This window comes from Streptomyces sp. WMMB 322 (genome assembly GCF_900090145.1).
GTDB lineage: Bacteria > Actinomycetota > Actinomycetes > Streptomycetales > Streptomycetaceae > Streptomyces.
Genome location: NZ_FMHI01000001.1, coordinates 744,279 through 757,062, shown reverse-complemented (window position 1 = coordinate 757,062; position 12,784 = coordinate 744,279). Strand labels below are relative to the sequence as shown.

11 protein-coding genes are annotated in these 12,784 nt (G+C 69.4%); 9 read left to right on the top strand and 2 right to left on the bottom strand.

The genetic code is table 11. From position 1 onward, the window contains the following. Positions 1–532 precede the first annotated feature (532 nt). The gene (locus H180DRAFT_RS03190; protein ID WP_055484352.1) at positions 533–940 is read right to left on the bottom strand and encodes a cupin domain-containing protein; all 408 of its coding nucleotides are present in this window, start codon (positions 938–940) and stop codon (positions 533–535) included. Between the two features lie 193 nt (positions 941–1,133). Between H180DRAFT_RS03190 and H180DRAFT_RS03185 the strand changes: the two genes are divergently transcribed. After that, positions 1,134–1,595 carry a DUF6153 family protein gene (locus H180DRAFT_RS03185; protein WP_254665836.1) on the top strand — a complete coding sequence of 154 codons (462 nt, stop codon included), beginning with the start codon at positions 1,134–1,136 and terminating at the stop codon, positions 1,593–1,595. Positions 1,596–1,683: 88 nt separating this feature from the next. Then, on the top strand, positions 1,684–2,331 hold the full coding sequence (locus H180DRAFT_RS03180; RefSeq protein ID WP_055484350.1) for a DUF305 domain-containing protein: 648 nt from the start codon (positions 1,684–1,686) through the stop codon (positions 2,329–2,331). A 449-nt stretch (positions 2,332–2,780) separates the two neighbouring features. Here the strand turns inward: H180DRAFT_RS03180 and H180DRAFT_RS03175 are convergent, their stop codons facing one another. Next, positions 2,781–3,701: a DMT family transporter gene (locus H180DRAFT_RS03175; protein ID WP_254665835.1), complete on the bottom strand. Its 921-nt coding sequence runs from the start codon at positions 3,699–3,701 to the stop codon at positions 2,781–2,783. 392 nt (positions 3,702–4,093) lie between these two features. On the opposite strand from H180DRAFT_RS03175, the gene H180DRAFT_RS03170 reads away from it, so the two are divergent. From H180DRAFT_RS03170 to H180DRAFT_RS03135, 7 genes are all read left to right on the top strand, one after another. Next, on the top strand, positions 4,094–4,420 hold the full coding sequence (locus tag H180DRAFT_RS03170) for a hypothetical protein (RefSeq protein ID WP_055484349.1): 327 nt from the start codon (positions 4,094–4,096) through the stop codon (positions 4,418–4,420). Between the two features lie 277 nt (positions 4,421–4,697). Then, positions 4,698–7,127, top strand: coding sequence for a SpoIIE family protein phosphatase (locus H180DRAFT_RS03165; RefSeq protein ID WP_055484348.1), 2,430 nt, complete (start codon positions 4,698–4,700; stop codon positions 7,125–7,127). A 758-nt stretch (positions 7,128–7,885) separates the two neighbouring features. Next, on the top strand, positions 7,886–8,194 hold the full coding sequence (locus H180DRAFT_RS03155) for a hypothetical protein (protein WP_055484346.1): 309 nt from the start codon (positions 7,886–7,888) through the stop codon (positions 8,192–8,194). Between the two features lie 195 nt (positions 8,195–8,389). After that, the gene (locus H180DRAFT_RS03150) at positions 8,390–9,673 is read left to right on the top strand and encodes an MFS transporter (protein WP_074466576.1); all 1,284 of its coding nucleotides are present in this window, start codon (positions 8,390–8,392) and stop codon (positions 9,671–9,673) included. Between the two features lie 5 nt (positions 9,674–9,678). Continuing rightward, positions 9,679–10,896, top strand: coding sequence for an ATP-grasp domain-containing protein (locus tag H180DRAFT_RS03145; protein ID WP_055484344.1), 1,218 nt, complete (start codon positions 9,679–9,681; stop codon positions 10,894–10,896). Beyond that, entirely contained in the window at positions 10,889–11,275 is a 387-nt protein-coding gene (gene speD, locus H180DRAFT_RS03140) for an adenosylmethionine decarboxylase (RefSeq protein WP_055484343.1), read from the top strand. The genes H180DRAFT_RS03145 and speD overlap by 8 nt, the downstream gene beginning before the upstream one ends. A gap of 36 nt (positions 11,276–11,311) precedes the next feature. Then, on the top strand, positions 11,312–12,775 hold the full coding sequence (locus H180DRAFT_RS03135; RefSeq protein WP_055484342.1) for a radical SAM protein: 1,464 nt from the start codon (positions 11,312–11,314) through the stop codon (positions 12,773–12,775). Positions 12,776–12,784 lie beyond the last annotated feature (9 nt).

Here is a 12,784-nt window from a genome sequence, read left to right as displayed (position 1 = left end):
TTCCGAAACCCGGGGCGTTGCCCCGAAAGGCTGAAAAGCCCCCGGTCCGGGGCCCCGTGGGAGCCGCGCACCGGCACGGCTGCCGCGGAAGCACGTGCGGCGCCCACGACGGTGAGGAGTGTCACCGGTGCGAGGTCGACGACCGTCCGGGCCACGCAGCCGCCGAGGAGCCCCCGCCGGAGGCGGCGCAAGGCCCCAAGAGCCGCTCCCCGGGCCCTTGGTGGGACGCCCGCCGCACGCCGAGCGCGGCGAGCGGTCCCGTGTGCCGCGCCCGCACCCGGTGCCGTCGCTGCCCGCCCGCCTTGCCGGCGAGGTGACCGTACCGGGTACTCCGCACACGGCGGGCCCGCGGAACCACGGACGACGAACACAGCGCCGACGACGGGCAGTTCGGGTGCCTGCTGCTGCAACTCGTGCTTGCCGGCGCAGGCGTGGCGGCAGAGGGGGACGCCGGCGCACGCCGCGGGAGCCGCCTCGACGCCTCCGTGTGCCGGTGCGTTCAGCCACGGAGCGATCGCGGCCGGCACCCCCGTCAGCCGAGGGGGTGCCCGGTGGTGGCGTCGACGTGTCCGGGGACGGGCTCGTGCCGGTCGCCGACGGACGAAGTGCCGGCGGGTTCGAAGAGGAGCAGCGAGGCGCCGTCCGCCGAGGACGGCTTGTGCTCCACACCGCGCGGGACGACGAAGACGGCCCCCGTGCCGAGCACCACCGTCCGCCCGCCGGTATCGGCTGCGCCGTCACCGTCGCGCAGCGCGATGCTCAGCTCTCCGTCGAGTACGAGGAAGAACTCGTCGGTGTCCTCGTGCGCGTGCCACAGGTGCTCCCCCGCCACCTTGGCGATCCGGACGTCGTAGTCGTTGACCCGGGTGACGATGCGCGGGCTCCACAGCTGGTCGAAGGCGGCGAGGGCGGTGTGCAGATCGATCGGTTCGTCTCTCATGAGGCCATCGTGACGCCGGTGGGCCGGACGCGGGAGGGGCTCGGCAGGCTTCCGGGAGGTCTCCGGGAGGCGTTTCTGCCGGGGCCGGCTGCCCCCGGGACCTCGGCGCCGCCGGCAGGGCGGCACCCGCCGGAACTTCTGCCGTCGGATACAACCCGGCATGCGCCCGGAGCCGTCAACGTACGATGCCTCCGTGATCAGCAACCGCGCGCCGGGTCCCGCCTCCGCCCTCCAGGGGCGTGCCTGGGCCCTGCCGTTGCTGATCATGGTGGTCCTGTGCGGGCTGCTCACGATGCACGGCCTCGGCGCGGTACCCGCGGGCGAAGCTCACCCGCACAGTGCGGCGCACTCCGCACCGGAGGCCGCTGCGGCGGGCGGTCACGACGCCGGCGTCCACGACGACGGCTCGCGCCTCCGGCCCGGCGGTCAGCACGCGGACCAGTGCGAGTGCGACGGCACGGACGGGCACGTCTCCCACGCGGACGCGACATGTTCGGCGACCGGAACCAGTGGCTCTCCCAGCACGGACGGCCCCGCCTCCACCACGGCCGCGGCTCCGCGGCACGAGGCGGCCCCCGGCGGACGGTGCAGGCCGGACACCGGCACCGAGCGTGCCCCGCCCTCACTGCACCGGCTTCAACTCCTGCGCATATAGGGGCGCCTCACGGCGCGGCCCCCGGGCCGGCGCCGCATCAGGCGAACCTGGAACAGACAACTCTTCGACACGCAGGAGCAGTACAACCATGACCACACAGCGTTCCACCCTCGGCCGCGCGGCGACGGCCGCCGCCGCCACCGCTGCGCTCGCGCTGGCCCTCGCGGCCTGCGGCAACGGCAACGGCAACGGCAACGGCAACGGCAACGAAAAGTCCGCCGGCGACGGCCACGGCTCGGGCCACGACAGCGGGAAGAAGCCCGCGAAGAACGCGGCCGCGGCCGACGTCTCCTTCGCGAAGGGCATGATCCCCCACCACCGCCAGGCCGTGGAGATGTCCGAACTGGTCTCGTCCCGCGCGGAGTCGGCAAAGGTGAAGTCGCTCTCCGAGCGGATCAGCAAGGCCCAGCAGCCCGAGATCGAGAAGATGTCCGGTTGGCTGAAGTCGTGGGGCGAGAAGGTCCCCGCGGCGGGCCAGGGTCACTCGGCGCACTCGGACCACTCCATGGCCGGGATGATGACGCCCGAGGACATGGAGAAACTGAAGAAGCTGTCCGGTGAGAAGTTCGACCGGGAGTTCCTGCGGATGATGACGGCACATCACGAGGGAGCCGTCGAGATGGCCCGCACGGAGGAGTCCGACGGTTCGTACAAGCCGGCGAAGGCCATGGCACGCGACATCCGGCGCTCACAGACGGCTGAGATCAAGGAGATGCGGGAGCTGCTGAAGAAGTAGCACCCGCGTCCGCGCCCGGCCCTGCGCGCCCGGCGCCTCGTACGTCGGCTCCGCCCATGCGGCGCCTGATGTGCGGGGCGCCGGCGAGCAGCAGCCCCGGAGCAGTCCGCGGACGCAACGAGCAGCCCGCGGGCGCAAGATGTATGACACATGCGTCTTGCGCCCGCTCGGCGTCACCGGGCGGCGGGGCCCGCGCTCGCGCCCCGCGTCCGGCGCGTGCGGAGGGCGGGGAGCCTCGGTGCGCGGAGCGAGATCACCCGCGGGCCAGGGCAGGGGCGCGGAGGGGGCGGCAGGGGCACGGGAGCGACACGAGCGCGGGCGCGTTGCGGCCCACGCGGCATCGCTACGGACGACGCAGGCCTCCGGGGGACGCGGGCTCGGGCGATGCGAGCTCAGGCGACGCGGCCCGAGGGACGCCGGCCCGGCTCGGCGGACACGCCCCAGGGCCGCTACCGCGGGCGGCCGCTGTCGTCGAAGGCGGGCCTCTCGTCCGAAGGGCCGGCCGGGCCGGGCTGTCCGGTGGGCATCGCGGGATGCCGCCCCAGGATGAAAACCCCTACGACGGCGGCGCCCAGCCCCAGGATCTCCGCGGTGACCGCCAGCGGCGTCAACCGCACCGTGTCGCCGAGGAACCCGATGCTGCAGGCGATCCCGGACAGCGGCTCCGCGGCGGTCAGCGCGGGCAGGGACTGCCGCAGTGCCCCGGCCTCGAAGGCGCTCTGCACCAGCACCAGCCCGACGACGGCCGACGTGACGATGGTGTACGGCTGCCAGCTCGTGACCAGTCCGACGAGGCCGGACTCGCTGAACACCGTGCTCGCCTCCCGGGTCAGGGCGTCCTGAACTCCGTAGAGCACCCCGGCCGCGCCGGCCAGGAGGGGAGGCTCCTGGACAAGACGCAGATTACGGGCGATCACGACCATCACCAGGGCCACCGCCACCACCGACCCCAGCACCAACCAGCGCCGCAAAGCACCGATCTGGGCGTCGTCGTTGCCCTGCGGGGACCCCGCAGCCACGAATGTGGCCACGCCACCGCTGAGCAGCACCACTCCCGCCCAGCCGCTGGCGCCGAGCCGCTGGCCGCTGATCCGCCGTGCCAGCGCCATCGCGAAGAGAAGATTTGTGGCCAGCAGAGGCACGACCCGTGAGACGTCCCCCTGCGCCAGTGCGGCGGCACTGAGGAGCTGGCCGATCACCATGAAGCCGATGCCCAGCAGCCAGCGCGGCACCTTCATCAGGTCCAGCAGCAGCCGGAAGGAGAGGATGTCGGCCAGCGGGGCGCGGGCCGCGGCCTCCTGCTGGAGTACGAACCCGAGGCCCAGAAAGCAGGCCCCGACCAGGCCGTACACGTAGACCATGATCGACATGCCACTCCACGGCGCTCGAGCGGGCCCCGCGGTGCGCTGCGGGCCGTCCGGATCCGGCGTATCCGTCTGATGACTCCCAGCATGTCCCAGATGTTCCGGTCCGGGAGGCTGCGAGGCCGCGACACAGGTGATTGCCCACGGAGCGGCCCAAAGGCCCCGACGCGCGTACGGTGCGCCGACGCCCGGACGGATCAGACGGCGCGGACGGATCAGAGGGAACGGAGGGCACGAATGGCGCGGACGGCACCGACGGGCCCCGCACGACGGGTCGCGGGCGAGGGCACCGCAGCCGCGCGGGCGCAGTGGCCGGAATGACCACCAAAGGCGGAGCCTCCGGCCTCTCTTCCGCAACACCCCCACCGCGCCCGCCCGGCGCTGAATAGCGTTGGGACATGAGTCTGATGACCGAGGGGGAAGCACCTGGACCGGTCCGCTTCTACCTGGCCTGTGACGATGTCGGCTGTCCGTCCCGTGCCGTCTTCGACCTCGTGATCGACGAGCCTCCGCCGCCGATCGAGGACGACCTCTTCGGGCACATCCTGCACAGCAGCGCCCGCGCCGCCCCCTACCTCGAGGAGCAGGGCTGGACCTTCACGCAGGGGGTCGGTTACTGGTGTCCGACCTGTTCCACGCCCCGGTCCGAACGCCCCTCTCCGCCCAGGCCCGGACGGCGCCAGCCCCCGCGCCGTCAGCGACGCGACCCGCGCGGCCCGCAGTAGGCGCCGCAACGCTCCGCGCACGGACGCGGCACAGCCTTCCACGCTCCGTGACCCGCCTGACAGAAACACCCGACCACGGCCGTGCGCCCATGCGCCCCTCCGGCAACCGCGTGCGCCCGCGAATTCAAGCCTTTCCCGGGCTCCCGCCCCGCGCGGCGGCCGGGCACTGATGTTCGGCTTTCCCCAGGCGCCCGCTCTGTCCGCTCTGCCTGCTGCGGTTGTATCTGCTCCCGTATGGATCGACCCTGTAAGAAACGTATCCGGCTGGACTGGTGCCATGAATGCGTGGAGCGAGGCGGAGACCACCGACTTCCGTGGGCCACTCGACGTGTCGAGCGGCGCAACCGTACTGCTCGACCACGAGAACGTGATCACCGGGTGGAGCGAGGCCGCAAAGGCCCTCTTCGGATATGAACCGCTCGAGATCCTTGGCCGGCCGCTCGAGACGCTGATCGTGGGGAGAACATCCCGGGAACGTCCGTTCATCGAGCTCCTCGACCGGTCCGCCGGGCCCGCATGCCGCAGTGAGGCCTGCATCGCCCGTCACCGTGACGGCCACAGCATCGACGTGGCGACGACGGTCTGCTCTCTCGCCGGGAAGGACGACTCCCCGCAGATCATGGTCGCGGCGCCCCTGGAACCGCTGCGGGGCTGGGAGGCGCACCAGGCCATGCTCCGCGGGCTCGCCACGCAGTCACCCATCGGCCTGGGCATCTACGACACCGATCTGCGCCTGACGTGGATAAACGCGAAGTACCAGAGCGAGATAGACCGCAGGTTCAGCGAGTTCGCAGGCAAGCGCGTGGACGAGCTGTACGACGGTGGCGAGGTGATCTCCGAGGGTTATCCGACCTCGCTGGAAGAGGTCATGCAGAACGTGATCGACACCGGCAAGCCGGTCTTCGGTCTGCTCTACGAGGCCCGGCCGCCCGTCGACCCGGAGCACGACCACGTCTGGTCGTGCGCGTATTACCAGCTCAAGGACCCCGACGGGCACGTGCTCGGCGTCTGCGAGGACGCGCTCGACATCACCGAGCGCTACCGCGCCCAGCAGCGGCTCGCGCTGACGGTGCGCGCCGGGGTGCGCATCGGCACCACCCTCGACATGATCACCACCGCCCGGGAGATCGCCGAGGTGGTCATCCCCGCCTTCGCCGACAACGTCACCGTCGACCTGGCGGAGGGGGTGCTGGAGGGCGAGGAGCCCCGCCCGCACGGAGATGCACCGTCCATGATCAGAGTGGTGGAGCGCGTGGGCAGTCCCTACGCGGGCGCCGTGAGCGAGGACGCGCCCTCCACGGGGCCGTTCCCCGTCGACTACGAGCCCGGTTCGCCGCAGCAGGCCTCGCTCGCGTCCCGGAAGGCCGTCACCGTCCACAGCGAACGCGAGGCGGAAACGCCCGAGGGAGAGAGCGGCGTCCACTCCACTCTCGCCGTTCCGCTGCGCGCCAGGGGCACCACGATGGGCCTGGTCACCTTCATGCGCAGCGGGAACCCGGCGCACTTCGACAACGACGAGCTCGCCCTCGCCAACGAGCTGGCGACCCGCACCGCACTGTCCATCGACAACGCCCGCCGCTACACGCGTGAGCGCGCCTCCGCGCTGACACTTCAGCGCAACCTCCTGCCCAGGAGGCTGCCCGAGCTGTCGGCCGTCGACGTGGCGCACCGCTATCTGCCGTCCGACGTGGGGCTGGGCGTCGGCGGCGACTGGTTCGACGTGATCGCTCTGTCCGGGACGCGGGTGGGCATGGTCGTGGGCGACGTGGTCGGCCACGGCGTGAACGCCGCCGCCACCATGGGGCGTCTGCGCACCACGCTCCGGGCTCTGGCGCGGCTGGATCTCTCGCCCGACGAGCTGCTCTCCCGGCTGGACGACCTCGTGCTCCAGGGCGCCGAGGACCAGGAACCGGACGGCGTCCCCGGCACCGACGAAGGACTCGGCGTCGCATGCCTCTACGTCGTGTACGACCCGGTCTCCCGCGTGTGCACCGCCGCCCGGGCGGGCCATCCTCCCGCCGCCAGCGTCGATCCGGAGGGCAACTTCACGCTGCTCGACATTCCGCCCGGTCCTCCGCTGGGCGTCGGCGGGCTGCCGTTCGAGTCGATGGAGACCGAACTGCCGGAGGGCAGCCTCCTCGCGCTCTTCACCGGGGGCCTCGTCCAGGACCGCGACCGCGACATCGACACCGGCGTCGCGAAGCTCAAGGGCGTCCTGAGCGACCGCCGGGCCACACTCGAGGAGCTGTGCGACCGGACCCTGAACGAGCTCCAGCCCGACGGTCCGGCCACCGACGACGCCGCGCTCCTGCTGGCCCGTACGCACGAACTGGGCGCGGACCAGGTCATCGGCTGGGAGCTGGAAGCCGAGCCCAGTGCGGTCTCCCACGCACGGGCCGTGGTCATGGAACAGCTGGACCAATGGGGCCTGGACGAGCTGGCGTTCACCACTGAGCTCGTCGTCAGCGAACTCGTCACCAACGCCATCCGGCACGCGATCGGCCCGGTGTACCTGCGCCTCATCCGGGACCGCAGCCTGCACTGCGAGGTCTCCGACAAGGGACACACCTCGCCCAACCTGCGGCACAGCGCGACCGACGACGAGGGCGGGCGCGGACTGTTCATCGTGGCGCAGATGGTGCAGCGCTGGGGCACCCGGTACACGACGTCGGGCAAGACCATCTGGACGGAGCAGGCACTGCCCTGAGGGGTTGGAGGGCGACAGGGCCCGACGAGGAAGGTGCGGGAGCGGCCGGCAGGGCAAGGCATGCGCATGCGCGTCCGCCGCCGCGGCCGAATCGCCGGCCTCGGCGCCTGCGTGGATCTTTGAGAACCGTCGCTTTCCCCGGATTCTCCTGCCCAGTTGAAGATCGGTTTCCTGCGGCGGCGCGGGTGCCTGCGGCCGGCACGTGCAGCAAGTGGCTGAGCAGAATGCAGGAAGATGCGCGATTCCCCCGTCGATTGACGGCTTCTTCGGCGGCAGAGTTGTCCTCGCGACGAGGTCGCAAGGATTCTTCAGCCGTCCAGGGGGGAAACAACATGCGTCACACCGTTCGCTCCAGAATCAGCTCCAACCGTCCGGCCGTTCCGCGTCATTCTCTGGTCTGTTCGCTCTTCGGAGCGGTTTCCCTCACGGCCGTCGGCGTCGGCGCTGCATTCGCGGCCCCGCACAACGGGAGCGTGATCGCCCACCGAACGATCGGAGCGTCCCCTTCCGCGAAGTACAGCCCCGCGCTCGTGAATTCGGGAACCGCATCGGAGTACGGAATGGCAGCGGCCCGGAATTCCGGCGGCAACGATGTGCACGACTGGGGCTGAGGCACCGCGGACCCGCAGCCTTCGCCGGCCCGAGGCCCGCCCGGACCGGCCGTCGATTCCGCAGGCGCGAACCGGTCGGGTCTTTCACCCGGAGGTCCGCCCTCGCGGGCACGTGACCGTCCACCGCCGACCGTGAGGGAAGCCTCCATGCACACACACCAGGTGCAGATCAAGGCCACCGGCCAAGCTCCCGCGGGGGCCGCGCCCGAGACCGCCGCAGTGCGCCTGATAGCGCTTCTGCCCGCGCGGTGGACCGCCGGCCTCCTGCGCTGCACGGACACCACGGCGACCCTCGCCCTGACGCCGGGCCGTGACGCCGAGGCCCACGTGGCACACGCGGTGGACGAGGCACTGGCCTCTCCCTCACTGTGCGGCTGGTCCCGGGAGGGAAGCGTCAGCGTGGAGGACGTACGTCCGGCACCGGCCGCCGAAAAGGTGGCGGACAGGAATTCCTGATTCGTTCACCGACCGCCGCCACACACACGTGGCCGGATTCTTCCACGAGCCGCAATGTCTCACGAGACGGAGCACGCAAAGACATCCGCGGGGCACGCCGAACCCTGTATCTTTACCGGCTTGAAAGCCGTGCTCCATAAATAATTCCCGGGCACAGCGGCTCACTTGAGGTTTCCGAGAACGGAAGGGATCGTAATGTCACAGGTTCCCGGCACGCCATCTCCGCCATGGCACAAGGACCCCGCCCTGCGACTGCTCGTGCTGGGAAGTCTGCTGAACGGACTGGCCTTCTTCGCGACCCTGCCGTTCATGACGCTCTATCTCTCCGACATCTCCCGCCTCTCCGAGGCCGAGATCGGTCTCATCGTGGGAAGCGTCGCGCTCATTTCCGCCTTCGGCGGCACCGTCGGCGGGGTGCTCGCGGACAAGTTCGGCGGCGTGCGGCTCATTCAGGGCGGCCTGCTGCTCAACGTCGCGAGCTACACGGCCCTGGCCGTGACACGTGACCTCGGGCTCATCGTCCTCCTCGTCTGTCTGCTGGGCGTCGGACGGCTGCTGACCGAGCCCGCGATGAAGAAGCTGCTCTCACTCGGGGCGACGGGTTCGGGGCAGATGGTCTTCCGGATCCGCTACGTGACGCTGTGCCTCGGTGCCACGGTCGGGCCGCTGGGCGGTGCGGTCCTCTACGGCATCGCAGCCTGGATGATCTTCGTGGCGCCTGCCGTGATCTTCTGCGTGTACTCGGTCCTCGTCCTGCTCAACGCCGGGACTCTGCGCGAACTGGAGGTCCCGGCGGGGCAGGAGGAGAAGCAGGACGGCTGGCGCACAGCGCTGCGGGACTCCCTGCTGCTGAAGGTGGTCGCGGCGGGATTCGTTCTGTTTCTCGTGTTCTCCCAGTTCGAGTCGATACTGCCGCTGTACATCAAGGAGGTCAGGGGAAGTTCGGCCGTCGGCTACTTCTCCGTCCTGCTGGCTGTCAACGCCGCGCTGGGGATCGCGATGCAGTGGCCGGCCGAGCGGCTCTCTCGGCGCCTGTCGCAGCAGCACCTGGCGCTGCTCGGCTGTGCGGCCTTCGCCGTGGCCGCAATTCTCTTCCGCGGCCTCGAGACGAACGTTCTCCTGCTCTATCTCGGGGTCGTCTTCTGGACCGTCGGCGAGGCGGTGCTCTTCCCCATGCCGGACACGGTCATCCACACCATCACACCGGACTCGCGCAAGGGTGCGTACTTCGGCCTCGCCGAGACGCGCTACCTGGGCTTCTTCATCGGCCCGGCAGTGGGCGGTGCGTTGCTGGCCGTCTCCTCGTCGCTCTACTTCGGCCTGATGGCCGTGACGATCTTCGGAACCTGGCTCCTCCTCCGCGACCGGCGCCTCTACATCGGTCACGACGCGGTCGAGAAGGCCGGCAAGGACGTGCACGCCGCCGGGACCGGCGGCGACGACGCGGAACGAGAGGCCGCAAGGACGGCAGAGAGTTGAGTCTCATGACCAAGTTCCTCATGCCCCACCGAATACCCTCCACGGTCACGCCCCTCGGGGACTGGCTTCAGGACGTCAAGGACGAACTCACGCTCATCACCTGCGAGGAGGCCGAACCCGGCTACCGCGGCCGGCTTCCCCATCTGAGGGCCGTGAGCGACTACTCCGGCGGCTCCCACGTGGACCGTCTCCTCGACGACATGTGCGCCCAGGGAGACGTCGAGGTGCTCGTGCACGTCACGGAGGACGACATCCTGCGCTGCGCGCGGGTGAGGGACCGCTACGACATCCCGGGCCTTCGGTACGAAGAGGCCCTGCCGTGGCGGGACAAGTACGTCATGAAACAGGCCGTGCGCGCACACGGGATCCCCGCGCCGGACTTCGTCGTGCCCGCCACCGCCGCGGACGCCCGGCGGTTCGCCGGACGCGCCGGGTGGCCCGTCGTGGTCAAGCCGCGGCTGGGCTACGCCTCGCACGGGGTCCGGCTCGTACACGACCCGCGTGAGTTCGAGGAGCTCGCAGCGCAGTGGGATCCGGAAGACGTCATGCTCGAATCCTTCACCGAGGGAGACGTCCTCCACGTCGACGGATTCACGCAGGACGGGAAGGTGCTCTACGTCTCGGTCTCCCGGTACGTGGGCAACTGCCTCTCCTTCCACGAGACGCTGCCGCTCGGCAGCGTGCAACTCGACCGTGACGGTGAAGAGCACGCGCGGCTGGCGGAGTTCGCGGAGCGGGTCGTGGAGGCGTTGCCGCGCATCGACTTCAGCCCCTTCCACCTGGAGGTTTTCCGCAGGCCCGGCTCGGGGGACCTGGAGTTCTGCGAGATCGCGTGCCGGCTCGGCGGGGCGCACATCATGGAGACCCTGACCTATGCGACGGGCGTCAATCCCGCGCGACTGTGGATACGGCACCAGCTCGGTCTCGAGACGGGCCCGGCCACGCCGCTGAACGACAAGGCCCGGCGCTACGGCTGGCTCCTGATCCCGCCCCGCAACGGCCGGCTGCTGAGCATCAGCGAGCCCCCGGACGCGGCGTTCATCAAGGACTTCATCGTCAAGACCCCGGTGCCCCGCGTCTTCGACGGGGCGCACGGCAGCACCGATTCATATCTTGCATTCGTGGTCGAAGGCGAGGACGAGAAAGACGTCGAATCGAAACTCCACGAGTGCATCGTCATAGCGGAAGAATGCAGCGAATGGGAGGGCGAATTGCATGCCTGAATTCGAGTTCTCTGGCAGACATGTCGTAGCGGATCTGTACGGCATCTCACCGTCGGTCATAAACGACGACGCACTCATCATGCGAAGTCTGGAGGCAGGCATACGGCGGGCGGGGGCGACCATCTGCGGCACGCAGGTCAAGAACTTCACCCCGAGCGGGTTCACCGCGCTGTACCTGCTGTCCGAATCCCACGTCTCCGTGCACACCTACCCCGACGAACTGTCGCTTTTCTTCGACGCGTTCACATGCGGATCGAGGTGCCGGCCGGAGCTCATCATCAGCGAACTCGTCGCGGCGCTCGGTGAGTGCGAGCACCGCGTCAAGGTGCTGGACCGGGGAGTGGAGTGCGAGGTCGACGCAACACAGCTCGTCGGCTGAGCTGCCGCCAGGAAACAGTCAACGGAGGGAAACACCGTGAAGCTCAACAAGAACAGCGGACTGATGAAGTTCGACAGCCAGCTCCCCGTCTACAACTGGCTCTATCCGCTGAAGGGACAGGAGACGGACACGCTGACCTTGCGTGAGTCCTACGAGAAGCTGGAGACCGGCCCGATACGCAGCCGCGCGCTCTACTTCCACATCCCCTTCTGCGAGACCATCTGCACGTTCTGCATGCTCAACCGCGGCATCGGCGTCGAGGGCAGCGACGCCATCGAGAAGTACGTCCAGGCGCTGATCAAGGAGGTCCGCCTCAAGGCTTCGTGGCCGTCCGTCACGTCCGTGCCGCCCCGGGTGATCTGGTTCGGCGGCGGCACGCCGACCATGCTCACCGCCGACCAGATCCGCCGCATCGGTGCGGTGATCCACGAGTGCTTCGACCTCTCCCGGCTGGAAGAGTTCACGATCGAGATGGAGGTCAAGAGCGTCACGCGGGAGAAGTGCGAGGCGTTCCGCGACATCGGCGTGAACAAGGCCCGGCTCGGCCTGCAGACCTTCGACCCCCGTTACCGGGAGCTGTTCAACATCACGGCGACGCTCGAGGACACCTACCGCGTGGTCGACCTCCTGGGCGAGTACTTCGAGTGCCGCAGCTTCGACATCCTTTACGGGATGCACGGCCAGACGACGGCGGACTTCGCGGCGGACATCCAGAAGGCCATCGATCTCGGGACCGAGTCCTGCGAGTTCTATCCCATCAACCACCTGGTCACCCAGAACGCTCTGCACACCGGCTACGCGCAGCAGAAACTCAAGCCGATGAGCTACCTGGACAAGATGGGGCTGACGGTCTTCGCCAACCATTACCTCCGCAACTCCGGATTCCGCCTCTACAACGGTCACGGGTACGCCAGGCTCGAAACACCCGAGCAGGAGAGCGACTTCATCACCCGGCGCTACTCGAACAAGTACCACGAGTACTGCTGGGCCCACTGGGACGACGACCTGATCGGTTTCGGCTCCAGCGCCACCACCCAGTCCCTGGACTGGACGATCATGAATGACGAGAGCCGCACCGGCTACATCAAGAGGCTCCTCGACCACGACGACCTCAAGGTGAAGGCCACCCAGGCCTCCCACATCCCGTACGAGCGCGGCCTCGTACTCCGCCTGCCCTACCACGGGCACATCGAGAAGGACCGCATCGACTGGGAGCGTGTGCCCGGCGAAGTGCAGGCCCGTTTCGGCGAATTGCTCGATGCCGGCATGTTCGAAGAGCGGCCCGGTTCCTACGCGATCACCGAGACCGGATGGACCTGGTACGTCAACATGATGTACTACATGTCGCCGGAGGCGGACCGGAAGATCCTCGACGAATTCATCGAGGCCCGCTCGAAGAACGGCGGAATCACCGACGGGGACCGCCGCATGACCCCCGTCGACACCAACCTCCTCGGTGCAACGCCCCGTAAGCCCCTGCCGCTCGCCGTCGCCGGCTGAGGGGGCCGG

Excerpts from the sequence above, each read along its gene's own strand:
- H180DRAFT_RS03190 (WP_055484352.1), bottom strand. The coding sequence starts at position 940 with ATGAGAGACGAACCGATCGATCTGCACACCGCCCTCGCCGCCTTCGAC.
- H180DRAFT_RS03180 (WP_055484350.1), top strand. The coding sequence starts at position 1,684 with ATGACCACACAGCGTTCCACCCTCGGCCGCGCGGCGACGGCCGCCGCC.
- H180DRAFT_RS03175 (WP_254665835.1), bottom strand. The coding sequence starts at position 3,701 with ATGTCGATCATGGTCTACGTGTACGGCCTGGTCGGGGCCTGCTTTCTG.
- H180DRAFT_RS03170 (WP_055484349.1), top strand. The coding sequence starts at position 4,094 with ATGAGTCTGATGACCGAGGGGGAAGCACCTGGACCGGTCCGCTTCTAC.
- H180DRAFT_RS03165 (WP_055484348.1), top strand. The coding sequence starts at position 4,698 with ATGAATGCGTGGAGCGAGGCGGAGACCACCGACTTCCGTGGGCCACTC.
- H180DRAFT_RS03155 (WP_055484346.1), top strand. The coding sequence starts at position 7,886 with ATGCACACACACCAGGTGCAGATCAAGGCCACCGGCCAAGCTCCCGCG.
- H180DRAFT_RS03150 (WP_074466576.1), top strand. The coding sequence starts at position 8,390 with ATGTCACAGGTTCCCGGCACGCCATCTCCGCCATGGCACAAGGACCCC.
- H180DRAFT_RS03145 (WP_055484344.1), top strand. The coding sequence starts at position 9,679 with ATGACCAAGTTCCTCATGCCCCACCGAATACCCTCCACGGTCACGCCC.
- speD (WP_055484343.1), top strand. The coding sequence starts at position 10,889 with ATGCCTGAATTCGAGTTCTCTGGCAGACATGTCGTAGCGGATCTGTAC.